21 protein-coding genes and 1 pseudogene are annotated in these 24653 nt (G+C 52.8%); 5 read left to right on the top strand and 17 right to left on the bottom strand.

Translation table 11 applies throughout. The features are described from left to right. Positions 1-34 precede the first annotated feature (34 nt). Positions 35-472 carry a heat shock protein HslJ gene (gene hslJ / locus ACOTX2_RS07185; RefSeq protein WP_023300211.1) on the top strand — a complete coding sequence of 146 codons (438 nt, stop codon included), beginning with the start codon at positions 35-37 and terminating at the stop codon, positions 470-472. 1 nt (position 473) lies between these two features. On the opposite strand, the gene ACOTX2_RS07180 is transcribed toward hslJ, so the two are convergent. Then, complete coding sequence (locus ACOTX2_RS07180) at positions 474-740, bottom strand: DUF333 domain-containing protein (RefSeq protein ID WP_003856935.1); 267 nt, start codon at positions 738-740, stop codon at positions 474-476. Between the two features lie 271 nt (positions 741-1011). On the opposite strand from ACOTX2_RS07180, the gene nifJ reads away from it, so the two are divergent. Together nifJ and ompC are read left to right on the top strand one after the other, a co-directional pair. After that, the gene (gene nifJ, locus ACOTX2_RS07175; RefSeq protein WP_038416130.1) at positions 1012-4536 is read left to right on the top strand and encodes a pyruvate:ferredoxin (flavodoxin) oxidoreductase; all 3525 of its coding nucleotides are present in this window, start codon (positions 1012-1014) and stop codon (positions 4534-4536) included. Between the two features lie 387 nt (positions 4537-4923). After that, positions 4924-6051 carry a porin OmpC gene (ompC, locus tag ACOTX2_RS07170; protein WP_022648258.1) on the top strand — a complete coding sequence of 376 codons (1128 nt, stop codon included), beginning with the start codon at positions 4924-4926 and terminating at the stop codon, positions 6049-6051. Between the two features lie 33 nt (positions 6052-6084). On the opposite strand, the gene ACOTX2_RS07165 is transcribed toward ompC, so the two are convergent. From ACOTX2_RS07165 to ACOTX2_RS07155, 3 genes are all read right to left on the bottom strand, one after another. After that, positions 6085-6507 carry a GFA family protein gene (locus tag ACOTX2_RS07165; RefSeq protein ID WP_023300213.1) on the bottom strand — a complete coding sequence of 141 codons (423 nt, stop codon included), beginning with the start codon at positions 6505-6507 and terminating at the stop codon, positions 6085-6087. A 3-nt stretch (positions 6508-6510) separates the two neighbouring features. Further along, entirely contained in the window at positions 6511-6708 is a 198-nt protein-coding gene (locus ACOTX2_RS07160) for a hypothetical protein (RefSeq protein WP_022648260.1), read from the bottom strand. Between the two features lie 204 nt (positions 6709-6912). Beyond that, positions 6913-7044, bottom strand: a complete 132-nt coding sequence (locus tag ACOTX2_RS07155; RefSeq protein WP_255409922.1) for a hypothetical protein — start codon at positions 7042-7044, stop codon at positions 6913-6915. An 81-nt stretch (positions 7045-7125) separates the two neighbouring features. On the opposite strand from ACOTX2_RS07155, the pseudogene ACOTX2_RS07150 reads away from it, so the two are divergent. Then, a pseudogene (locus ACOTX2_RS07150) lies at positions 7126-7311 on the top strand (site-specific integrase); the annotation flags it as partial. Positions 7312-7359: 48 nt separating this feature from the next. Then, positions 7360-8295: a tRNA 2-thiocytidine(32) synthetase TtcA gene (gene ttcA / locus ACOTX2_RS07145; RefSeq protein ID WP_001186974.1), complete on the top strand. Its 936-nt coding sequence runs from the start codon at positions 7360-7362 to the stop codon at positions 8293-8295. Positions 8296-8337: 42 nt separating this feature from the next. On the opposite strand, the gene dbpA is transcribed toward ttcA, so the two are convergent. From dbpA to ACOTX2_RS07080, 13 genes are all read right to left on the bottom strand, one after another. Continuing rightward, positions 8338-9711 (bottom strand): ATP-dependent RNA helicase DbpA, encoded by a 1374-nt coding sequence (gene dbpA, locus ACOTX2_RS07140; protein ID WP_038416131.1) that lies wholly within the window; start codon positions 9709-9711, stop codon positions 8338-8340. A 57-nt stretch (positions 9712-9768) separates the two neighbouring features. Next, on the bottom strand, positions 9769-9915 hold the full coding sequence (locus ACOTX2_RS07135; protein WP_369875049.1) for a hypothetical protein: 147 nt from the start codon (positions 9913-9915) through the stop codon (positions 9769-9771). 281 nt (positions 9916-10196) lie between these two features. Continuing rightward, positions 10197-11180, bottom strand: a complete 984-nt coding sequence (gene zntB / locus ACOTX2_RS07130) for a zinc transporter ZntB (protein ID WP_032624170.1) — start codon at positions 11178-11180, stop codon at positions 10197-10199. Between the two features lie 90 nt (positions 11181-11270). Beyond that, positions 11271-12401, bottom strand: coding sequence for a methyl-accepting chemotaxis protein (locus ACOTX2_RS07125; protein ID WP_080460780.1), 1131 nt, complete (start codon positions 12399-12401; stop codon positions 11271-11273). A 316-nt stretch (positions 12402-12717) separates the two neighbouring features. After that, positions 12718-13206 (bottom strand): hypothetical protein, encoded by a 489-nt coding sequence (locus ACOTX2_RS07120; RefSeq protein WP_063147265.1) that lies wholly within the window; start codon positions 13204-13206, stop codon positions 12718-12720. A 28-nt stretch (positions 13207-13234) separates the two neighbouring features. Beyond that, positions 13235-14563, bottom strand: a complete 1329-nt coding sequence (locus tag ACOTX2_RS07115) for a VasL domain-containing protein (RefSeq protein ID WP_063147264.1) — start codon at positions 14561-14563, stop codon at positions 13235-13237. Between the two features lie 23 nt (positions 14564-14586). Further along, positions 14587-15042: a type VI secretion system baseplate subunit TssE gene (tssE, locus tag ACOTX2_RS07110; protein ID WP_063147263.1), complete on the bottom strand. Its 456-nt coding sequence runs from the start codon at positions 15040-15042 to the stop codon at positions 14587-14589. Continuing rightward, positions 15042-15587, bottom strand: coding sequence for a type VI secretion system lipoprotein TssJ (tssJ, locus tag ACOTX2_RS07105; protein ID WP_032624166.1), 546 nt, complete (start codon positions 15585-15587; stop codon positions 15042-15044). Before tssJ ends, tssE begins: the two co-directional genes overlap by 1 nt. Next, on the bottom strand, positions 15565-16650 hold the full coding sequence (gene tssG, locus ACOTX2_RS07100; protein WP_063145837.1) for a type VI secretion system baseplate subunit TssG: 1086 nt from the start codon (positions 16648-16650) through the stop codon (positions 15565-15567). Before tssG ends, tssJ begins: the two co-directional genes overlap by 23 nt. Then, complete coding sequence (gene tssF / locus ACOTX2_RS07095) at positions 16614-18368, bottom strand: type VI secretion system baseplate subunit TssF (protein ID WP_045622577.1); 1755 nt, start codon at positions 18366-18368, stop codon at positions 16614-16616. Before tssF ends, tssG begins: the two co-directional genes overlap by 37 nt. 41 nt (positions 18369-18409) lie before the next feature. After that, on the bottom strand, positions 18410-20011 hold the full coding sequence (gene tssA / locus ACOTX2_RS07090; RefSeq protein WP_063147262.1) for a type VI secretion system protein TssA: 1602 nt from the start codon (positions 20009-20011) through the stop codon (positions 18410-18412). Beyond that, positions 20011-23466 carry an ImcF-related family protein gene (locus tag ACOTX2_RS07085; protein WP_311017562.1) on the bottom strand — a complete coding sequence of 1152 codons (3456 nt, stop codon included), beginning with the start codon at positions 23464-23466 and terminating at the stop codon, positions 20011-20013. Before ACOTX2_RS07085 ends, tssA begins: the two co-directional genes overlap by 1 nt. Beyond that, on the bottom strand, positions 23429-24604 hold the full coding sequence (locus ACOTX2_RS07080) for a hypothetical protein (RefSeq protein WP_063147260.1): 1176 nt from the start codon (positions 24602-24604) through the stop codon (positions 23429-23431). Before ACOTX2_RS07080 ends, ACOTX2_RS07085 begins: the two co-directional genes overlap by 38 nt. Positions 24605-24653: the final 49 nt, after the last annotated feature.

The following is a 24653-nucleotide window of genomic DNA, read 5'->3' as shown; positions in this document are numbered from 1 at the left end:
AAATATTTACAGCATTGATAGTTTGAGAAGAAAAATGAAAAAGCTCGCGGCAGTAAGTTTAATCAGCCTCGCACTGGCGGGATGCGTTAATCCCGGTAAAGCCTCCGTTCAGACCGATCAGTTAGAGAATCACCGTTTCGTGCTGGAAAACGTTGATGGCAAAGCGGTTAAGGGCCTGAAAACGCAGCCTGAAATTCGGTTCAGCGCGCAGCCCAGTATCAGCCTGATTAACAACATTGCCGTCTCCGGCACAATGTGCAACGGCTTCAACGGCCAGGGAAAATTGTCCGAAGGAGAGTTGACGGTCAAAACGCTGGCAATGACGCGGAAACTCTGCACCGAGCCGCAGCTTAATGAACTGGATCAGACCCTCGCCGATATGCTACGCACAGGCGCTCAGGTAGACCTGACCGAAGACCAGTTAACGCTGGCGACAGCCAATAAGTCTTTAATGTTTAAGCGAGTTGAATAACTCAGTAACTCCCGCACGATCCTACGGCAAGCGACTGCTCACTACAGCGTTTGCCGTTTGGCAACGCGCACATTCCGATAGCGGAGCCGTCGAGCTGACGGGCAACGGAGAGTGACCCTCCGATCATTGCGCAGTTGGCCTGGCCTGAACTGGACATAGCCGCTCGCATACCTGGCGTAACGTGTGCCGCTGTCGCTTGCTGTACAGGTTCATTGCTGCATGCCGACAACAGTAACGCGGCACATCCGACCCAAAATGCAGAACGCATACCTTCCTCCCCATAGTTAAAGCGAAACCTATGCATAATAGGCATCACGCACCGCATCGTCGAGAGCGGATGTGCGTATTTATGCGCTCTGGTAACAATTTCTCGCAATTTTTTATCGCGAATAGCCATCCAGTCATTGATACAGCGCATACCAAGGACACAAAAGCGAAAATCGTAAAACCTGAGCTTTGCTAAAATACACAGATAATATTCAGGGTCTGTCGTCGTTTTACAGGCCCTTCATTTTTGCGCAATGTAAGGGTGTTGTCCTATGCAAACTATTGACGGCAATGGTGCAGTCGCGTCTGTTGCGTTTCGCACCAGCGAAGTTATCGCCATCTACCCCATTACCCCAAGCTCCACGATGGCTGAACAGGCTGACGCCTGGGCTGGTAATGGGGTAAAAAACGTCTGGGGCGATGTCCCGCGGGTTGTTGAGATGCAGTCCGAAGCCGGCGCCATTGCCACCGTGCATGGTGCGTTGCAGACCGGTGCCCTGTCGACCTCATTCACCTCGTCTCAAGGGCTGCTGTTGATGATCCCCACGCTTTACAAGCTGGCAGGACAATTAACGCCGTTTGTCCTGCACGTCGCCGCACGTACTGTAGCCACACACGCGCTCTCTATTTTTGGCGACCACTCAGACGTGATGGCCGTGCGTCAGACCGGCTGCGCTATGCTCTGCGCCAGCAGCGTGCAGGAAGCACAGGACTTCGCGCTGATTTCGCATATCGCCACGCTAAAAAGTCGAGTGCCATTTATTCATTTCTTCGATGGTTTTCGCACCTCTCACGAGATCAATAAAATCGTTCCGCTGCCGGATGACACCATACTGAACCTGCTGCCGCAGGCTGACATTGATGCCCATCGCGCTCGGGCCCTCAATCCGGAACATCCGGTGATCCGGGGTACCTCTGCCAACCCGGATACCTATTTCCAGTCCCGCGAGGCGACAAACCCGTGGTACAACGCGGTATATGAGCACGTCGAACAGGCGATGGACGATTTTGCCGCTGCGACGGGTCGCGCATATAAGCCATTTGAATATTACGGTCATCCGCAGGCCGAGCGCGTGATCGTCCTGATGGGCTCCGCCATCGGCACCTGCGAAGAGGTGGTCGATGAGCTTCTTACGCGTGGTGAAAAAGTTGGCGTACTAAAAGTTCGCCTCTACCGTCCATTCTCTGCGAAACATCTGCTCGCAGCCCTGCCGGAAAGCGCGCGTGCCGTGGCGGTACTTGACCGCACCAAAGAGCCTGGCGCGCAGGCTGAACCCCTTTACCTTGATGTAATGACCGCTCTGGCTGAGGCGTTTAATCACGGTGAACGCGAAACGCTGCCGCGCGTCATTGGCGGGCGTTATGGTTTGTCTTCCAAAGAGTTCGGGCCGGAGTGCGTCCTGGCCGTATTTGCTGAACTGCGCGAGGCAAAACCGAAGCCGCGCTTTACGGTCGGCATTTATGATGACGTGACTAACCTTTCTCTCCCTTTGCCGGAAAACACCCTGCCCTCGAATGCGAAACTGGAAGCGCTGTTCTACGGTCTGGGCAGCGACGGCAGCGTCTCGGCGACCAAGAACAACATCAAAATTATCGGTAACTCCACGCCGTGGTATGCGCAAGGGTATTTCGTCTACGATTCCAAAAAAGCGGGCGGGTTGACCGTCTCGCACCTGCGCGTCAGCGAACATCCAATCCGCTCGGCATACCTGATTTCTCAGGCGGATTTTGTTGGCTGTCATCAGCTCCAGTTTATCGATAAATACCAGATGGCCGAGCGCCTGAAGCCCGGCGGTATTTTCCTGATCAACACCCCGTATAGCGCCGATGAGGTCTGGGCACGGCTGCCCCAGGAAGTCCAGGCGGTGCTAAACCAGAAACAGGCGCGCCTGTATGTCATTAACGCCGCGAAGATCGCCCGCGAGTGCGGCCTGGCCGCGCGTATCAATACGGTTATGCAGATGGCGTTCTTCCACCTGACCAATATTCTGCCGGGCGACAGCGCGCTGATGGAGCTCCAGGGGGCGATAGCCAAAAGCTACAGCAGCAAAGGTCAGGAGCTGGTTGAGCGCAACTGGCAGGCGCTGGCGCTGGCCCGCGAGTCGCTGTTCGAGGTGCCGTTGCAGCCGGTCAATACCAGCAGCCCGAACCGGCCGCCAGTGGTGTCTGACGCTGCCCCGGATTTCGTCAAAACCGTTACGGCGGCGATGCTTGCCGGGTTGGGCGACACTCTTCCCGTCTCTGCGCTTCCGCCTGATGGCACCTGGCCGATGGGCACAACCCGTTGGGAAAAACGCAACATTGCCGAAGCGATCCCTATCTGGAAAGAAGAGCTATGCACCCAGTGCAACCACTGCGTGGCGGCCTGCCCACACTCGGCCATTCGCGCCAAAGTGGTGTCGCCAGAAGCGATGGCGGACGCACCGGAAAGTCTGCACTCGCTGGATGTAAAATCCCGTGATATGCGTGGCCAGAAATATGTTCTTCAGGTGGCACCAGAGGACTGTACCGGCTGTAACCTGTGCGTCGAGGTGTGCCCGGCGAAAGATCGTCAGGATCCCTCAATCAAAGCCATTAATATGATGTCACGTCTGGAACATGTTGAAGAAGAGAAAGTGAATTATGACTTCTTCCTCGACCTGCCCGAAATCGATCGCAACAAGCTGGAACGCATTGACATTCGTACCTCGCAGCTCATCACCCCCCTCTTCGAGTACTCCGGGGCGTGTTCCGGATGCGGTGAAACGCCGTACATCAAACTGCTTACCCAGCTTTACGGCGACCGGATGCTGATTGCCAACGCGACGGGCTGCTCGTCAATCTATGGGGGGAACTTGCCGTCTACGCCTTATACCACCGACGCGTATGGCCGCGGCCCGGCTTGGGCAAACTCGCTATTTGAGGATAACGCAGAATTTGGTCTGGGATTCCGCCTGACGGTCGATCAGCACCGCGCCCGCGTAATGCGTCTGCTGGAACAGTTTGCCGATAAAATCCCGGCAGAGCTGAATGACGCCCTGCATGCGGAGGCCAAGCCTGACGTTCGTCGCGCACAGGTTGCTGAACTGCGCCACGCGCTTCAGGGTGTTGAAGGGGCTGAACAACTGCTGACCGATGCTGACGCGCTGGTTGAAAAATCTATCTGGCTGATCGGTGGCGACGGATGGGCCTACGATATTGGTTTCGGTGGTCTTGATCACGTCCTGAGCCTCACCGAAAACGTTAACATTCTGGTGCTTGATACTCAGTGTTATTCCAACACCGGCGGACAGGCCTCGAAAGCAACGCCACTGGGTGCGGTCACGAAATTTGGTGAGCATGGCAAACGAAAGGCGCGTAAAGATTTGGGCGTCAGCATGATGATGTATGGACACGTCTACGTCGCGCAGATTTCGCTGGGCGCGCAGCTTAACCAGACGGTGAAAGCCATTCAGGAAGCGGAAGCGTATCCTGGCCCGTCGCTGATCATCGCCTATAGCCCGTGTGAGGAGCATGGCTACGATCTGGCGCTTAGCCACGACCAGATGCGTCAGCTTACCGCAACCGGCTTCTGGCCGCTGTACCGCTTTGACCCGCGCCGTGCCGATGAAGGAAAATTACCGCTGGCGCTGGATTCACGTCCGCCTTCAGACGCCCTTGCCGAAACCTTACTTCAGGAGCAGCGTTTCCGCAGGCTGAACGCTCAACAACCAGAAGTAGCAGAGCAGCTATGGAGGGACGCGGCAGCGGATCTTCAGAAGCGTTATGACTTCCTTGCACAGCTGGCGGGGAAAGCGGAAAAATCAACCAGCGAATAACCGTTATGCCCGGCTTGCCCGGGCATTTTTTTGCCATAAAAAAGCCCGATGCACGTGCACCGGGCTAATCCAGAAGTTCGGTGAAAATTGCCTCAACGTTCTGAACAATATTCACGTGAATTATGGATGAAAAAATCTTAAAGGCATATAACGCCATGGAGAATACCTTCTTTACCACTTAATTAATAATTTTTATTTTGTATCGATTATAACGATTAATTCACGGCATCAATTGTTATTTCAAACGCATCATTTGCTTTAGATTTTACTCAACCCGTAACAATTATATTTTATTCATCAACCCTCTGTGTGATTTAGCATGGGACAGCTTTCCATCCCGGAAAGTTCACTAAGCAATAAAAAAATAACTGCAAAGGAATAATCAAAATGCAAAGAAAAGTACTGGCACTGATGATCCCCGCTTTGTTAATGGCTGGAGCCGCTCACGCAGCTGAAATTTATAATAAAGACGGCAATAAACTGGATCTGTATGGCAAAGTAGATGGTCTGCATTATTTCTCTGACGATGCGTCAAAAGATGGCGACCAAACCTATATGCGTCTGGGTTTCAAAGGTGAAACCCAAATCAACGACATGATGACCGGTTACGCGCAGTGGGAATACAACATTCAGGCAAACAACACCGAAGGCTCTGACAATCAGTCCTGGACGCGTCTGGCCTTCGCGGGTGTGAAGGTGGGCGACTACGGATCCTTCGATTACGGCCGTAACTATGGCGTCCTGTACGACGTAGAAGGCTGGACCGATATGCTGCCAGAATTTGGTGGCGACTCTTATACTTATGCCGATAACTTTATGACCGGTCGTGCAAACGGCGTGGCGACCTACCGTAACACCGACTTCTTTGGTCTGGTGCAGGGTCTGAACTTCGCGGTGCAGTATCAGGGTAATAATGAAGGTAATAACTGCGATGAGAATTTCTGCTCTACTAATGAAGGGACCAACAACGGTCGTGATACACGTCATGAAAATGGTGACGGTTACGGTATCTCCGCAACCTACGATTTCGGCATGGGCTTCAGCGCAGGCGCGGCATATGCTTCATCTGACCGTACTAACGATCAGGTAAATTACACTACTGCGGGCGGTGATACTGCGGATGCATGGACCGCAGGCCTCAAATACGATGCCAACAACATTTACCTGGCTGCAATGTATTCCGAAACCCGCAATATGACGCCGTACGGCGACAATGCAGATGCGGTTGCAAATAAAACCCAGAACTTTGAAGTGACCGCACAATATCAGTTTGACTTCGGCCTTCGTCCGGCTGTTTCCTATTTACAGTCCAAAGGTAAAGATCTGGGCAATGGTCAGGACGATAAAGACCTGGTGAAATACGCTGACGTCGGTGCTACCTACTATTTCAACAAAAACATGTCCACCTATGTTGATTATAAAATCAACCTGCTGGATGAAGATGATTCATTCTACAAAAACAATGGCATCGGTACGGATGACATCGTAGCGTTAGGTCTGGTTTACCAGTTCTAATCCCGATAGCCCGCAGCGATCTGCGGGCTAATTTTATCTCTGTTTCGCCTGTTCTTTGCGAAAAGAGAGATAGCCAATTACCCCGCTGTCGCCATCCATAGGGTGATTTATCCCATCCATTACCGCCACTTCCGGGAAGTCGAATGGCGTAACATTTTCCAGACAGGCGACATTCACACCATATTCATTGGGATTGGAACGTCGTTGATGGAACGTGTAAATACCGCAAACCGAGCAGAAGAAATGGCGCGCCGTGCCGGTGTTGAAACGGTACTCTGTGAGCGTGTCCGCGCCCTGCGTCACCTTAATACCCGTCAACGGCGCGGAAACCACTACTGCCCCGCGCATCCTGCAAAACGAGCAGCTACATCGCCGTGCGGTATTCAGGCCGTCCGTCAGCTCAACAGTAAATTTCACCGCCCCACAATGACACTGTGCATGACGAATTTCAGCCATCGCTTATACCCCTTTTCTCACTAACTCAGCCGCTTTTAAAAAGACCTCATCTTCGACACCATCCCCCTTTTGCCTGCCGAGCCTCACCAGCTCATCGACAATACTTTCACGGTTGATGATCTTCTGCGCTGAAACCAGCCCGATAACGGCGGCACCAATCGCCAGCCCAACTAATCCTGTCTGTTCGTCTTTATTTTTCATAGAAGCGCTCCCTTGTCCCCCTCAAAAGCGTAGCAGGAGAACTGTAAAACGTGCTGGAACGCGGGGAAGAGGTCGGTGCTTTATCTCACCTTCTCGTCCGGCAAAACAGGGGGTTCTGAGCGGGTATCGGAATATCGTGAATAGCGTTGCGCATAGAGAGGCCGTAATGGGTGTTAAAACCGCCTTCGTAGAGGCGGCTGGTCATTACTCTGGATCTTTATCGCCTGATTCAGGCGCTGAGCCAGGATCATCTTTCGGTTTTCTTCCATCCTTTTCCGGGTTATCCGGGCTGGGATTATAATCAGGATGGTCACCATTAACGGGTCGGTCAGTCATTTTCACCTCCGTTTTTACTGCGTAAGCTGTAAGTGTAGACAACCCGTTAGTCTTAACCAAACTTCTTTGAGGGGCTCATTTGTAAATCGTGCTGGCATTCGGCGCTGCAATCCGTACCATACACGACACACTTTCGCATGCTGGTTTTTACCGGTAGCCGCAAACCCGTCTTTTATCGCTAACCAGATGGGGCACATAAATGCGCAGATGGTGTATGAAATCTATGCTACATGGATAGAAGAGATGAACACGAAGCTGACGCTTTGAAATCGTTTTCTCACCCTGTGCCCCATTTGAGATCTGAGTAACAAATAGATGCAACAAAATCAAGAGATTAACAAGAAAGAACAGTACAACCTGAATAAACTGCAAAAGCGACTGCGCCGTAACGTGGGCGAAGCCATTGCAGACTTCAACATGATTGAAGAAGGCGATCGCATCATGGTCTGCCTGTCGGGCGGTAAAGACAGCTACACCATGCTGGAGATCCTGCGCAATCTACAGCAAAGCGCACCGGTGAACTTTTCCCTGGTCGCGGTTAACCTCGATCAGAAACAGCCAGGATTCCCGGAGCATATCCTGCCGGAGTACCTTGAGAACCTGGGCGTTGAGTACAAAATCGTAGAAGAGAATACCTACGGCATTGTTAAAGAGAAGATCCCGGAGGGCAAAACGACCTGCTCGCTTTGCTCACGTTTGCGTCGCGGCATTCTGTACCGCACCGCAACCGAACTGGGCGCCACTAAGATTGCGCTTGGTCATCACCGGGACGACATTCTTCAAACACTGTTTCTGAATATGTTTTACGGCGGCAAAATGAAGGGAATGCCACCGAAGCTGATGAGTGACGACGGCAAACACATCGTGATCCGCCCACTCGCCTACTGTCGCGAGAAAGACATTGAGCGTTTCTCTCAGGCCAAAGCCTTCCCTATCATTCCGTGCAATCTGTGCGGCTCACAGCCGAACCTGCAACGTCAGGTCATTGGCGACATGCTGCGTGACTGGGATAAACGCTATCCGGGCCGCATCGAAACCATGTTCAGCGCCATGCAGAACGTGGTGCCTTCGCACCTCGCCGATGTTGAACTGTTCGATTTCAAAGGGATTAACCACGGTTCAGAGGTAGTGAATGGCGGGGATCTGGCGTTTGACCGCGAAGAGATCCCGATGCAGCCTGCTGGCTGGCAGCCAGAAGAAGAGGATGCGCAATTCGATGAACTGCGCCTGAACGTGGTGGAAGTGAAATAACCTGACTGCGTCTCAGACAGGCTTCTGAGACGCTTTTTTCCCTTACTTCAGCAGCCGAACGCGGCAGGTTTTCCCTTTAATCTTCCCGCCCTGCAACTGTTTCCAGGCCTTATGCGCAACCGACTGGCGAACCGCTACATAGACATGTGCAGGATGGACCGTGATCTTGCCAATATCTGCCCCGTCGAGACCGATATCCCCTGTTAACGCCCCCAGAACGTCACCGGGACGCATTTTGGCTTTTTTTCCGCCGTCGATGCACAGGGTGGCCATTTCCGCTGCCAGCGGAGCGATGCTGATATTACCGGGGGCATTCACCCAGTTGAGTTTCAGTTGCAGCATTTCCGCAAGAATATTAGCGCGCTGCGCCTCTTCAGGCGCGCAGAAGCTGATCGCGAGACCGCTGTTACCCGCACGCGCGGTACGCCCGATACGGTGGATATGCACTTCCGGATCCCATGCCAGTTCGAAATTTACCACCAGTTCAAGCGATTTAATATCCAGGCCACGGGCCGCCACATCCGTTGCAACCAGCACGCGAGTGCTGCCGTTTGCGAAACGCACCAGCGTCTGATCGCGATCGCGCTGCTCCAGATCGCCATGCAGCGATAATGCGCTCTGTCCGGCATCATTCAGGGCATCGCACACCGCCTGACAATCTTTTTTGGTATTACAGAACACCACGCAGGACGCTGGCTGGTGTTGGCTAAGCAATTTTTGCAGCAGTGGAATTTTGCCCTGCTGCGACGTCTCGAAGAACTGCTGCTCAATCGCTGGCAATGCATCGACAGTATCGATTTCAATGGTCAGCGGGTTCTTCTGCACGCGCCCGCTGATCGCCGCAATCGCCTCTGGCCAGGTGGCAGAAAAAAGCAGCGTCTGACGCGTGGCGGGCGCAAAGCGGATCACGTCGTCAATCGCATCGCTGAAGCCCATATCCAGCATGCGGTCAGCTTCATCCATCACCAGCGTTTGCAGTGCATCGAGTGAAACGGTGCCTTTTTGCAGGTGATCGAGCAGACGGCCCGGCGTTGCCACAATGATATGCGGCGCGTGTTGAAGGGAATCGCGCTGCGCACCGAACGGTTGTCCGCCGCAGAGCGTTAAAATTTTAGTGTTAGGCAAAAAACGCGCCAGACGACGCAGCTCACCCGCGACCTGGTCGGCCAGCTCGCGCGTCGGGCAGAGTATCAGGGACTGGGTCTGAAACAGGGTTGCATCAATATGCTGCAACAGGCCGAGTCCAAATGCAGCCGTTTTTCCACTACCGGTTTTCGCCTGCACGCGCACGTCCCGGCCTTCAAGGATAGCTGGCAGCGCGGCGGCCTGGACAGGGGTCATAGTGAGGTAACCCAACTCATTCAGGTTAGTCAGTTGGGCTTCAGGCAGAACGTTGAGCGTGGAAAAAGCGGTCACAATATACTCTCATGGTAATGATTGCAGTCAGATGGCGCGTATCCTCGCAGATCTCCGCTAACGATGCGACAATTTAATCGGTTCTTCGTCCGGTGGCGGATCCGGCATCGGCTGCGGACGCGGGATGGGATCGGGAATTGGAGTCGGATCGGTGGGCACCGGATCGGACTGCCATATGTTCAGGCGTTGCAAGGCAAGTAGCATACTCATCTTTCCCTCCAGATTAGGGTGCTTACCCCTAAAGGGTAGACGCAGATAAACAGGAGGCAAAAAAAAGCCGACTATGAAGTCGGCGTCGTACGAATCAATTGTGCTATGCAGTAATTCAAAAAAAGGAAGTAAGACAATATGGAGCGCAACGCCCATCGCTTGACGTTGCATTCACCTGCGGGAGTAATATTGCACCTAACATGGTCTAAGTTTATTGACTTCGCTCAATTAAAATGTCGTTTTGAAGCAGTCGCAGCATTAGAAAATGCGTAAATTTACAGCCATTTACTACGATGCAACCACCATGCAACACCCCCAATCAAAACCACTAACATGACGCAAAACGTGGTGAAGCCATAGTGATATTCACCGCCGGGGATCCCCCCAAGATTGACGCCAAACAACCCGGTTAAGAACGTACTCGGTAAAAAGACCATCGCCATCAGCGACATGGTATAGGTTCTCCTGGCTAATGACTCCTGCATTACCTGTGCTATCTCATCCGCCATGACCGCCGTTCTGGCGATACACGAATCAATTTCGTCCAGACCACGTCCCAGCCGGTCAGCAATATCCTGCATTCTGCGACGCTGATCGTCATTCATCCAGCTCATGCGTTCGCTGGCCAGTCTCGCATAGACGTCGCGCTGCGGGGTCATATAACGGCGCATAACAATAAGCTGTTTTCGCAACAACGCCAGAAAACCACGTGGGGGAATTTGCTGATCGAGCAGGTTGTCTTCCAGATCGATGATTTTATCGTGGAGTTCTTCAATAAACTCGCTGGCATGATCGGTCAGCGCATCACATACATCCACCAGCCAGCTTCCGCAATCCGTAGGCCCCGTGCCCTCTTTCAGATCGTTAATGACGTCATCCAGCGCCAGCACTTTTCGCTGACGGGTGGAAACAATCAATCGTTCATTCATGTAGACACGCATTGCCACCAGCTGATCCGGACGCTCATCCGTACTGCCGTTTATGCAACGCAGTGTTATTAACGTCCCCTCACCCATCCGGCTGACGCGAGGTCTGAGACTTTCTCCCGCCAGCGCATCCCGAACGTTGTTGGGCAATAGCGGCGTGGACGCGAGCCACTCGGCGCTGTCCGGGTGCGTGTAGTTGAGGTGCAGCCAGCATGGGTGTTCGTTGTCGATGTGATCCTGATCTTCAAGCGGCCTTGCGCCCCCGCGTCCATCAAGTACCCATGCAAAAACCGCGTCAGGTACGTTAACTTCAGACCCTTTAATGCTCTCCACAGCGCCTCCACCGATTTATCTCTTTCGGTGTCAGTCTAGCTTTCGTCGAGGGTTAAGCAATAATTATGTGAGGCATCATCCTGAATATGCTCAGGAATTCACCACCCATTCGCGGCTTATTAACGCATTATCAGCCTGGTACTCGTTCTTCAGACGGAAATTACGTGTTCGTGTCTGAAGTTCAATCACCTGATTGCGCAACACATCTGACGAGCCGTTGAGTTCTTCAACCATCGACACATTGCTCTGTGTTACGCGTTCCAGCTCTGACAATGCCAGCGTGATTTGTGAAATCCCTTTTTCTTGTTCCGATGTTGAGGCGGAAATTTCATCCATCAATCGGCTCACGTTGCCCGAGCCGGTAACGATGTCGTGCATGTTTTTTTCAGCTTCAGAGACTACGTTAACGCCCTGCGTCACGTTATGGCTGGTGACTTCAATCAATGACTTAATATTTTTTGCCGCTTCGGCGCTACGATGCGCCAGGCTTCTGACCTCACCAGCGACCACTGAAAATCCTTTTCCATGGTCGCCCGCTCTTGCCGCTTCAACGGCGGCGTTAAGCGCCAGAATATTGGTCTGAAAAGCGATACCGTCAATCAGCGAGATAATCTCTGTCATTTGCTGGGCGCAGTCGGTAATTGATTGCATATTGTTCGCGACCTGCCCCATTAACTCTCCGCCTTTACGCGCCTGCAACGTCGCGATATTCGCCTGTTCGCTGGCTAAACGGGTATTGTCGGCATTATTTTTTGTACTTGCAGCCATCTCTTCCATGCTGGCTGCCGTTTGCACCAGCGAAGCTGACTGCTGTTCTGTTTTAACGGAAAGCTGCGCGCTGCGTGAAGAAAGCTGATCTGACAGGGTCATCGCGGTTTGCGAGGAGGCGCGGATCTCACGGACCAGCGTTGCAATGTTGCTGGAGAGACTATTAATGCCCGGGATCAGTCGTCCCGCACAGTTGTTGCCGAATTCAGGGATCGACACGCCGAGATTGCCTGACGTCACTTCTTCAATACTTTTTTTCACAGTATTGATCGGCGTCACAAGATATTTTGTCATGTATGCCCAAAGCAAAAATAAGGCGATGAATTGTACAATTATGACAGCAATAAAAAGCGAAGAATTCCGTGAAAATAGCGCTATAACTCCATCACTTACCAAAAATACACATAAAAGGAAATAGACAATGAACGTTCTGACACTAATATTTCTTAGCATACCTTTTCCTGGGATATTATATTTTGGTTGGCATTAAAGGTTATAGCATTGCCATACGAATTTGTCCTCACGTTCGTCGCTGGTTTGTTGTTTTGCAGTTTGATTTGCGCAGTTTTACTTAAGGTGGATAAAAAGCATGTTTTACGCTAAATATCTGGCTTGTCGTTGGGTTACTGATACACCTTCATAAACGGTAATTATATATTTAAGGAGGGGTACTGTAGGCCGCCGGTGTGTAGTGGTGCTTAATAAGTTAACGTAGTTAATATATATTAACTACGTTAATGCGCGCTCCTTCCGTTAGGGTGACTTACGTTCAGGCCAGACAGTCGATAGCCTGGAAAAAACAGTCCTCAGTCATGAGAATATTCTCTTTTGGACTTTGATGCCCGCGACGAATATACCAGCCTGTTTCAGGCGCCATGCTTAAATGGAATATCCTCGCCCCCGACAGACTATCGGGGACATTAATACTCATCGTCACACACCCCTTCTCCGGCCCCCTGATCACCTGTTCTGGCATAATGGTGACGCTGCGATCCCCATTTTGCAAAATGATCGTCGTAATGGCATAACGACATATACCGCTACTGAGGCTGTAGCCAACCGTACTTAAATCGGTGATATGTTTTTTAGATAAAAATATTTCAATACCAGAACCTTCAAACCATGTAATAATTTGCTGCGCAAGATCCTCCATCCGCTCACAAAACGCCCTGACTTCGGCCTCAGCCGTATTAACATAGATCGGTTTGTCCCCGATACTTTGCTGCACTTTCTTAAAAAAACGCTCTCTTGCTGACATGACAACTCCGTGTTTTTCGCCAGTCTCATTATTCTTTTTGGTGCTTCAGCAAGGCATAGCTGGCAATCAACTGCTGAAGATGCTGTTCGGTCTGGTTTAGCTGCGCTGCTGACAGGGGTTGCCCGGCAGGTAAAATGGAAAGCAGACGAAGCTGCTCCTCAAGCGGAACGGTATGGCTGAAGGACTGCGACATGGCAAACACGGCTGATTTCAGTTCGCTGACCGTCATGTACTTCCCCTTCTGTTCATCCAGCGCGTTTAGCCTGTTCGTCAACTGCTGTAACTGCGTCATTCCCTGATGCCAGCCATTCAGCTCTGACTCTGCAAGTCCGGCAACGCTAATCTGCTTGTGCCAATGTTGCGCCAGGGGTTTGGCTTCTTCCGGCCACAGCGTCAGCGCCTGCTGCACCAGACGGTCGCCGAAGCTCACTGCCCAGTCTGGTTTCAACTGTAAAAGCTGCGCTAACAACTTTTGTGTCCTGCCAATCCCCGGTTCCGGTGACGGTGACGTTTGTTGCAGCGCCTCTAATTGCCCTGTAGATAGCCCTTGAGGTAGAGGAGCCAGAGCCGCGGCTAGCTGCGCTTGTGCCGAATCTGGCGCATGCAACATCTGCCATCCTCCTGCGACGACACTGGCTGCCACCAGCATGGTCAACATACCAGCAGCAAATGGCTTCCAGGGTTTCATCGACACCGGAGGTTCTTTAACCACCCCAACGTTCAGCACCGGCTCGGGCTCAACCACATAAACCCATTTACTACGCTCAGTCGGTTCGACGAGGTGAATTTCCGTAGCACCCAATGCGTCACCGTGCAGACTCATGTCCGTATTTTCGCTGTTTTCCAGACGCACAGCTGCGTTCTGCATCATCGTGCGCAGAGCATCAAGCTGAGTAGCATGCTTGAGTTCCATACGCTGCAAGACGTCCCCCAAAGCGCTCAGATGCTCTTCAGACTGATACAGCTGCCCTAAGTCAGCGTACGTCAGCGATAGCGTTCGTACTACCTGTTGCAGGCGCTTGCTGAGTGCACTGAGGATTTCGATTCGCGCATGGACAGGCTGTGGCCAGAGGTTTCCCCACTGGCGGGCTACCAGTGCAGCAAGTAACGCAAGCCCCTCATTCATACCGTACAATCCGGCCAGATGCGTACGGGCGAGCGTATACCAGGCAGCCGTTTGTAGCTCCACACCGTTATGCCCGAACAGTGACAGACAGAGCGTTTCCGCGTGTTGCCAGTTCACATCCGGGCGTGCCGGATGGGTGAGCTTGTTCATTTCTTCGCGCAAGGCAGCGTAACCCGCAAGCGTGCGCGGATCCCCGCCGGTTCTAAGTTGGCGTTCAGAATTTATTGTCATAACTGTTTTAACCTGAGTAATAACTAGATGGCGGCACGTGCATCGAGGTATTGCTGTTGTTTCAGATGACGGATTAATACCCTGCCCTCCGGCATAAATTCCGTACCATATCGAACTAACCCGACCCCCTTCAGCTCCGCGTCAATGGCGTAGCGAAGCTCACCGGCCTGAATCTGATCCTGCATCACCACTTTAATTCGATTCAGGCGCGGCTCATATTTCAGCAACACGGCCGACAGTGTGGTGATCAGCTGATGGGCGGTTCCGGGCATCCCCTGGAGGATTTTTGTCATATCCGGCAGGCCGTAGTCCGGCAGGTGAGCCAGCGTACCAGCGCGGCAGTTGAGGATGCGCTGCATATTATCGAGTACTGATAAAATCACCTGATTCTGTTCGCTGACCTGGTTGAGGTTCAGGCCACCTGAGAAATTGCCGCTCAGCATTTCATACAGCGATGGCGTATTATGTCCCTTTGGCATCAGTCATCCTTCAATGGCTGTAACGTCAGGTGGTTATTCCCGGCCTCCAGAATGCGCGGCTTATCCGGATCGAGATCTTCACGTTTTAGAACCTGCTTCCAGGTATTGTTGTCCAGGTCCGGGTGACGAAACAGGCCGACTACCGCGACAAACTGCGTTTCTTCTTCCATTGGCATATCAAGATTTGTATCACCACCCGGTTTTACGACCACATCTCGGGTCGCCAGCAGGTCGGCTTTCAGGATGGTTTCGCCATCTTTCAGGAGTTGCTGGTAAACCGTTTTATCGAAGATTTTACGGTCTTTCAGTTGATAGACGCGGACTACCACCGGCTCGGAGAGTGAGTTATTTTCGCGGGAATCGGTGTTTAACGCTTCACGCGCCGTGAAATCCAGGTGCAGCATCTTAATTTTTTTGTAGAACACGGAGTTAAATGCCGATTTGGTGCCATCAGTGATGCCCTGCGTCACCCCGCACCCCGTCAGGCTGAATGCCAGCAGAGCAGGCAGCAAGCTCGCGTGTTTAATTGAACTTGTACGTAACACGTCGGTTTCCTTGTTGTGATATTGCCGGCTTCAGGCCGGTGTAATAGCCCAGTTCCGTCGTAAAGGTCGGTGGGATATCGTCTGTAAACTCCCCCTCATCAGCCCCCAGCACGCCGTTCATCCCGAGCCAGAAAGGGCCTTCACCAAGCGGCGGAACGGCAAGAAGTCGGGTCCGGGTGGTCAGGGTGAGTTTTGCCTTAAAACGCCAACCGAGCCAGACACGAAGCATCACCATAAAGTCCTGATACAGCAGACCGTCCGGCTTCCAGCCCTGTGCCTCCTGTTCATTATCCGTCCTAAGCGCAACCAGCAGTTGGCTACCCGCATCCATCGCTTCGTCACCCAGTGGCGTGTTGCCGTCCAACAGAAAATCGTCATCACCGTAAAAGCCCAGTGGCTGACCAATTTCCACCGGCCGCAGGCAGTACGGGCTAACCTTCACGGTGGTTTCCGGGGCCAGCAAAGTCACCAGCGCCTGCATCCCCTCCTGCGTTTTGCCCGGTTGCTGTAGGACACCCAGCAAAGCCAGAAAACGGGATACCGGTGTGGCAATGTGGTCTGCTGTGCCGGGAATACCCAGCCCCACCAGGCCCAGCAGTGACTGCGAGATGCTGTCTGTACCACCGGGTTCAAAGGTGGCAGGGTAAGAGTATTTACGCCAGATACGGTAAAACTGCGTCAGAATGCGATGGCTGAAGATATCCAGAAAACCCTGTAGTGCATAATGCCCTTCCCGACGCTGAGCGATGTCATCGAGATACGCCGTCGGCAAGGGTGAGTCGACACCGTACATTCCCATAAAGGTCGTGCGGATGAGTGGTGGCCGGCTGTCATCCTCCTCATCATATTCCACGGCTTTCATCTCACTGGCCGGAAATCCCATCCCCGGATGTGGGGCAAAGCGTACCGGATCATCCCCCGGGTGACTGGTCGAGCCCATCAGCGGCCTGCCCGGGTTACGCTTCTCCAGTAACTGGCATAAACGGTAAAAGTTCATACGATGCAGGTCGGCTTCCAGCCGTGGGCTCAGCCGGGAATACGGCGATTGTGCTTCTCTTCCCATTCCAGGCGCTCTCCGGTAGGTTGCAGGATGATAATCAGTCGGTTAAACAGATAAATGTCGGTGTAGAGCGCAAAGAAACGACTCAGCATCTCGCCAAACAGGCAGATGTCACCGCGCCCGGCAAAGCCATGGCTGTCCAGGGTCACCTCAATCTGCACGCCGCGCACCAGATAGCCCTGCTCAAAGCGTTCGGTTTCACTGTGCTTCACGTCAATGATGGCTTCCAGGCGGCGACGGTTCATCTCGCTGTCGGTCCATTCATACAGCGCCAGGGTACCGCGCAGCACGTCGGCATTATCCATCATCGACAGAAATCCGCTGCCAAGGTGACTCAGCACGCGCCAGTGGAAACGGTCCTGCGCCGGTGGGTAACAAGGTAGCGTCGGCGCGCACAGGTTGCGCACGGCAATGCTGACCGAAGTGGTTTTCATCACCGTATCAAGCACGGTGCTTTGCAGCGCACGTCGTGGCAGTTGACCGTTTGTGCCGGTGAGCGTCAGCGACAGGCTTTCGTCTTCCGGGACGGTATGATTATCAAATGCTTCGCCGCCAAGAATGAGCCAGGTGTTATGCAGGCCGGACGGACCGCGGCGCACGCGGGTGTGGTAGTAATATTCCGGTGCTTCATGACGCATCATTCCTCCCTTATGACGGAAGCTCGAAAACGGCACGTAGGTATGCTGACTCGACGACATCACCGAATCCACGGTATATATCTCGGTATGGCCATCCTGCACGCGCATCGGGCGCAGCATGTATTCGGTTTGCAGAGAATTGAGCGTCAGCGGATCGGATTCCAGCGGGAAAAGGTTAATGACCGGCACGCAATTCAGGCGCAGGTGCTTTTCGGTAAAGCTGAAGTCATGCTCCCAGCGTTCCGCCAGCACCACGTCGATTTCAAACCAAGGAAGCTCAGAAGGAAAGATCACGGCCTCCAGCCCGCGCAGCCCCATGAACATAAATTTCTCGCGGAAGGTGAAGTACTCCAGCAGCAACTGGTAACCGCTGAAACTGCTGTCCCCCTTCGGCCACAGCCTGTCATCATCACCAAACCCCAGTGCGGTGAAATACCCGTCCATCGGCCTTCTGTCTACGTCACCTGGCATGCGCAGCCACAGACGCGCCGTATTCATGGTAAAAGCTTCATGCATAGCGCAGGCCAGCGGTGCGTCAGCATTGAAATAGAACGGGATCTGGCTGAGATCGACACGGCTCCAGTCAGCAAGATGGCTACAACTGAAGCGCAGGCTGATGACAGAGCGCCCGTCAGGATCAGTCGACAGGCGGGCATGCTCCAACGCCAGTGGCTGAAGGGTTATCTCTTTAGTTGTGGTGTAGCGACAACGCGTGCCTTTTTCACCGATCGGCCGCGAATTGACCTCGAAACCTCTGGCAATACGCATCGGTTCTTTCATCTCACGCCAGACAGGAGTGAACTCCACCACCGACATCGAGGGAATGGTGCGCAGGTAATGCGGCCACAACAGGCTGACCAGCCCTTCGGTCAGTTCCGGCAGGTCGTCGTCAAGCTTCTCGCGCAGGCGGCCCATCAGGAAGGCAAAGCCCTCGAACAGGCGCTCCACGTACGGGTCGCGCGCGCCCGCCTTATCGAGATTGAGCATTGCTGCCTGCTCAGGGTGAGCGCGGGCAAATTCTTCGCCTGCTTCCAGCAGGTAGCGCATTTCAGCGTCGTAATAACGCAGGGTTAAATCATCCATAAGAACCTGAATAAATGTGTTTTAAAGGTATGTCAGTCGCTTTACCCGCAAAGCACCGCACAGCCTGCCGGGTCAAGCGCAATCAGGCCCGCCAGAAGCTGGTCCATCTCTGGCTGAAGCCGTGACTTATCGGTTTCACTGCGGGCGGCTTTCATGCGCAGCAGTCGGAGGCGGCGTGATTTCACTTCAAACAACAGCGCTGGCGTCCACTGAGTGAGGGTGATGGCCTGTGCTGCACCGTCAAGCTCACCCAGCAGATGCAGCGCCAGTTCATTCTTACCCTTCTGCTCCGCCACACGTGCCATCAGCAGACGCACCAACCATTTGTCTTTTGTGGTGTCGGTGCCCGGGCGCGTTTGCAGCCAGTGGAGTGTGGCATCCAGACCATCCGTGTCCGCTTTCTCCAGCGCTTCCGGCTCGAGGGCCAGAATATCGTTGTCCGTCTCACTGACAGCAGTGACCGGCTCATCCCGCCAGCCGGACATCTCGTCCAGCACGTTCTGGTGTATCCAGTTCAGCGTGACCTCATCAGCAAAGGGTGTGCCGTCATTGAAGGCCAGCGTTTCAAGTCCGGGAAGGCGCCGCAGCAGCCCTTTCAGGTCAGCGATAATGATATCGGCCAGCACATCCTGGCCTGATTTAATCAGGGCCTGATGGATGTACCACTGCAAATCCAGCCAGAGATGATTGGCGCCACGCGAGAAAGTACTGTCCGCTTGTTCCAATATCTCCAGCCAGCTCTGTTGCAAATACAGCCGTTTGAGCATTGCCCGCTGGTCAGCCCGCGGCGGTTCGATGCGCGTTTTCCCTTCGGCATCCGGTGCCGGGATCGCTCTCAGCGTGTCGTGACGCAGACTTTTCATCAGTCGGTGTGCGGCAAGCCAGCCATCGGGTTGCTCACGTAGATATCCCGTCAGGGTTCGGGCCTGAGCCAGCAAATCCTGACCTGACGTGATGTGGCTCAGCACTGGCGCGTCCTGCTCTGCCGCGTGAGATGCCCACTGCGCGCGTGTTTTACTGCTGGCGTTCTGGGGTATTACCGCATCCACGCCACCGGCTTTCATCAGGCGGGAACCCAGCGCGCTGTACAGGGCATTCAGATCTGGACGTGACGCTTCAGGCTCAGTTTCAAGACTGTCTCGGATGAGAAGCAACGCTCCGGTCGTACGCTGGGCATCGTCGCGTACCACTTCTGGCCAGAGTAACAGGCTGTCAAGTAGACGAGAGCCTGCGAGCCACTCCAGCGCCGGTTTACGGCTTCGCTCACGCTGAGGATGGAGCTGTGTTCCATATTGGGTTAGTAATCCCGCCAGTAGCTCAAGCCCTTCAGCAAACCCGGTTTCACCGTCCTGGTGCAAGCGCGCCCAACAATAGTAAGTAGCAACCCGGACATCTTTGGCCACAGTGTTCAACACCTTTTCAGCCAGTTGGCAAATCAGCCCGGTATCAATACTGGAAAGTTTATTGACCTCCTCCCGGATACGCTGGAAATCATCGTCATAACCCGGGTCTTCTCCTGTAGGACTGTTCTCACTGATCGGGGTAAGCCAGCGCTGCCAGCTTTCGGAATGTGACTGCGCCTGCTGTCGCAGCAGGGTTTCATCTGCCTGGCAGGCAACAACCAGATTCTGCAAAGCGTCCATTATTCGACTCCGTCCATGTCACTGTTTTCTGTATTGGTCATCAGCGCCTGCGCCATAGCCGCGCTATCTACGCTAAATATTTGATCTGGCAGCGTGAAGCCCCGCAGTGCCAGTAACGCCAGCGGCCCACTGCCCAGTTGTGAACGCAGTACCCACTGTAGGGTACGACCATCCGGCGCGGTAAAACTCATCATCCACTGACTGCGGTCAAGCTGCTCTCGTTTACTCTCATCCAGCCAGCGAATAAAGCCCCAGGTTCCGCTGTAATCACCAAACAGACGTGCACCCGCATTGACGGTGGTCCATGTCAGCATGGTTCCGGGCTTGTAGGTGTCACCAGGCCAGCGGAAGCTCTGCCAGTCTGCCATCTGGTTGAAGTAGTGCAGCTTTTGTCCATCAATAGTCAGTTGCGTTTCTACCACCTGCGGTACCGGACGCGCCTGTAGTTCAAAGCTGATGCCCTGACTGCCGTCGGTAAATAAGATATCCGACAGCTGGCTGAGCTGATTAATCGCCCGCAGGAAGGCTGGGTTAAAGTTCAGTCCCTGGCTGTTGACTTTATCCGTTACCCACTGGCTGCCCTCCTTGTGCAGCACACCGCCGAGTTCCGTGGTCAGGAAGCGCTCAATGCGTCCGCTGTCCTTACGCACAAACTCAGCCAGCATTGGCAGAGAGGAATCACTCATGCTGACAGCAAATGGGAAACGTCCGTCAAATGCCGTATGCCAGTTCGCCACCACGGAACGACTCCATTTATCATTCAGGCTCGCTGCCGATGGCTGAAGCACAGTTTCCCAGGCCTGGGTCAGCGGCTGCACAAACATGGTGCTGCCAAAACCACTCCACTCTTCGCCCAGGCTTGCAGCAATCAGGCTGCCGTACTGCTGGGTGTCGGTCAGGTCCACGCTTTTGCCCTGGAATACGGTCTGCGCCAGGCTCTGCATCATTTCCTGAGGGTCAGAGGCGCTGGCGACCTGTTGCAGACGCAGACGCACACGGGTGATACGGGTAAGATACGTTTGCAGGCTCAGTGAATTGTCAGCCGACATAACGTTGCTGCCGTTGTTTTTACCCATAAGTGTTAGCAACGGTCCAAAGGTTTCATCCAGTGGGCCCTGCGGGCCTGAGGCTGACTGGTCAATTACCGGTTTGTCCTTCCCGCCTACCAGGTCTTTAGCCGATTTGATGATGGAGTCCGACAGGCCTTCACTCTTCTGGCCGGCCTGCCCCTGCCAGGCGAGGGTGTTCATCAGGGCAATCAGCGGTGACTGGCGAACATCACTCATCAGCGTCAGCTGGTCAGTGACGTCTGCAATATTGTTTGCCGGATTAAGTTGCAGGCTGTTGAGGAAGCTCAGCCAGCTACCGGCAAAGTCGGTGAAGTAGCGTTCCGTCAGACGTGCTTTCAGTGCTTCCGGCGACAGGTCTGAGGAAACGGTTTTCCGGCTGTCGCTCAGTACCCAGTCGATTTCATCGCGGCGGGAGTTTGCCGCTTTCTCAATGGCCTGCTGAATCCCTCCCTCCCAGGCCTGACGGGTGAACATGCCCGGCACCACCTCATCGGTGGTAAACAGGCGACGGGCATCGGTACCGCCAGTCATGTCCTCCAGAGACACATCGGCAAAGTTACGACGTACGGATTTGAGCATGTTCTCGTACAGCGTACTTTCCGCGTTGCGCCGTCCTATCTGCTGCAACAACACCTGGCGGCTCTGGCTGACCAGTTGCGCATCCGGCGTGATTTTCCACTGTGGCTGCGCTGGCAGTTCGGTGATGTAGAAGGCCCACAAATCCGGTGACAGGCTTTGCCACAGGCCAGCTGAGATACCTAAACGCGTCGGCTGCACGGTTTTCATGGTTTGCGCGTAGAATGCACCATCAGCTTTATCCGGACGGGACATCATTAGCCAGGCTTTCAGCTGGTCATAACCCGGTTTCGCCATCTGTGTCCGCTGGTCGCTGTTGGGTGCCGAATTGACCAGCGCAATAAGCTTCTGCTTAAGCGCTTCATTTGCCGGATCACGTATCAGACGGTTGTTCGCCACCCCGTACCAGGGCAGCATTGCGTCAAGCAATTGCTGATCATGGTTAAGACCAAAGCGCTGATACCATGGCGCGCCGTCCTGAATATGGTGCAGCAGGCGACCGGCATCATTACGCAAAGCATGCAGGGCCGTCAGCTGGTAATCCGATACAGAAGGGTGCTCAACCAGAGCATGAGCCTGCTGTGCAACAGAAACTATTTGTGACCGGTTGACCGCAAACGACAGCAGCATCCCTCCCCCCCAGACACTGATGATGGCCATCAGTGCCCAGGCCAGCGCTCGTTCCCACGGCATACCGACACGACGGCCACGTACGCGGGTACAGTCGTCAACAATACCCTGCCAGGTTGCTGGCAGAGTCAGGGCATGACGCTGTGATCCATAATTCTCAGCATCGGCTGTTCCCGCTGACATTCCGGCAGGTTTCTTCTCCGACAGGCTGAACATCAGACCACGCAGCGGGACGCGCTGCTGAGAAACAAAGAACCATGGCTGCAACTGCTGAGCCCAGCGGGCAATAGCACCGTCGTTCAGGTGCTGGCTCAGGCGCAGCAGGAAGTCGTGGCTGCTGTTTTCCGCGACCTGACTCATCCCCTGCGCCCGCAGGGCCAGCAGCATCAGTTCCAGCTGGCGGATCACATCATCTTCTTTTGCGCGTGGTGGAAAGCTTGCGCCTACCGCCTGCTCAGGACGCGTACCCTGCGACCAGTGACTGCTGCACAGTTGCCACAGCCAGACCGGAGCGGAATAACGCAGCAGTTCGCTGATTTTTTCCAGGCCGCGTAAATCGTTGTCACTGATTTGTGGGGTCAGATTAAGTGACTCAGGCAGTACACGGACAATCCCGTCCAGCGGACGCCCGCGGCGCAGTTTACGCAGCGCGATGTATTTTTCGCGGTCAGGCTCCGATGCCAGGCTGCCACCGTAAATCAGCACTGTGCGGTTGCCTTCAAGCCACTGCTGCTGTTGCAGGCCAGGTACCAGTTGCTCAATCGCGGCTTCATCGCCGGTGATCAACAGCAGGCGGATCTTGTTTTGCCACAAGAAGCTATAGCGTCGGCGTAAATGAGCTTTTACAGGATCCTTTTTACTGGACTTTTTATAGTTATTAAGAACATTAGCTGTGACGGACTTCCCTCCCGCGATATGCTGAAAGCGATACTCTTTTTGATGGAACCACACACCGAAGTTCATCAACATCAGGAACACAGAAATTAAAAACATGCATAAGAACCAAAGGCTCACTTTTTCTTTTGAGGATACCCATCCAAAGATATCCCCATAGTAGTAACATCCTATAAAAGTCAGCACACCAAAGATAATGAGACAGGATACAAGGCCAATCACTCTCCATTTTGCCGAGGTGTTCAATTTAATGCTCCTTGCTATTATCAAATGGCTTAATGACATTTAAAAGGTATTCATCACCAACGCCAGTGACCATTAAAACCGGCTCATTATTTTTTTCTGATATGAAAAGTGCCAGAGTAAACACCAACCAAAAATGGTGCTCATTTAAATTACCCAGCATCAAATTTAAATGCATTATCTCACACTCCCATTCAACATTCATAGATAAAGATGAGAGTCTTAATATCCCCGAAACTTCTGAAGCTTCCTCTGCACTCATATTGCTAAAAAGTACTCTTGTCGTTTTAAGAATATCTGACTGGTAAGTCATCATGTGGATGACCTCTTGTTTGGTGAGATTTTTGTTGCATACCATTGGTCGCAAAGCCACACCATTATTGTCTTTTTCAGGTGGTTGCCCTTGATGAGTCACCAGCAATATTGAAGCGAACTCTGTTGAGTCAGGGGGGTATTTTACAAAAGTTTCAATGTTTGCAGATATTATTATTGACACCCGATTTTTTGAGATGTTGGATAATGTATCAAATCCCTGTCCTAATGCTTTACTCCAACAGTAATAATTACGCAAGCAATTTTCATCAAACCCGATCGCAGCCCAACACTCTTGAAATATTGAGAAAGTAATATAATTACTATCATAGGTAAATATAACATCAAATATACATGATTCACTCAACCGTAACAGCCTTGTTCTGACAGACGACAACAGTTCGTAAATCAATTGTTCTTCAGTATATAAATCATCGTTATGGCCCCGTAGTTTCAATCGCTGGTTATTATATATTTCAACCGAATGAGACATTGCTATATCGGTTTGCGATATTGCAGAAGGGAGAAATAGTTTATAAGCGGAAACATAAAACTTTTTACTTGCCCATTCAGTCCAGTCTTTCCTGACCAATGCTGCTTCGCGCTCTCTTGCTTCGAATGCCGACAAACACAAACCATGGTAATAGATTCTAACGGAAATTATGACAGAAAAAGCTAGGGGCACCGAAAAAAACAACAGGGTAAGCAATTTCAAAAGCTCTTCATCTTCAGCAGGCAAAATAATTTTAGCCCCAACCCAACTAACCACCACAATCAACAAAATACTTATGAAAGAAAAAAACCATTTACTCCATTTAATTCCAGGAATTTTATCGACTGGAGGGATTATTTGCACAGGCCAATTCATATCATTCTCCATCATTGTTAACAGCACATTTTCTTTAAGAGAAAAAACT

Origin of the sequence: Enterobacter cloacae complex sp. IR5412, assembly GCF_049237385.1 — a bacterium.
Lineage (GTDB): Bacteria > Pseudomonadota > Gammaproteobacteria > Enterobacterales > Enterobacteriaceae > Enterobacter > Enterobacter intestinihominis.
The sequence above is the reverse complement of the archived record's forward strand: the minus strand, read 5'-3'. Positions and strand labels throughout refer to the sequence as shown.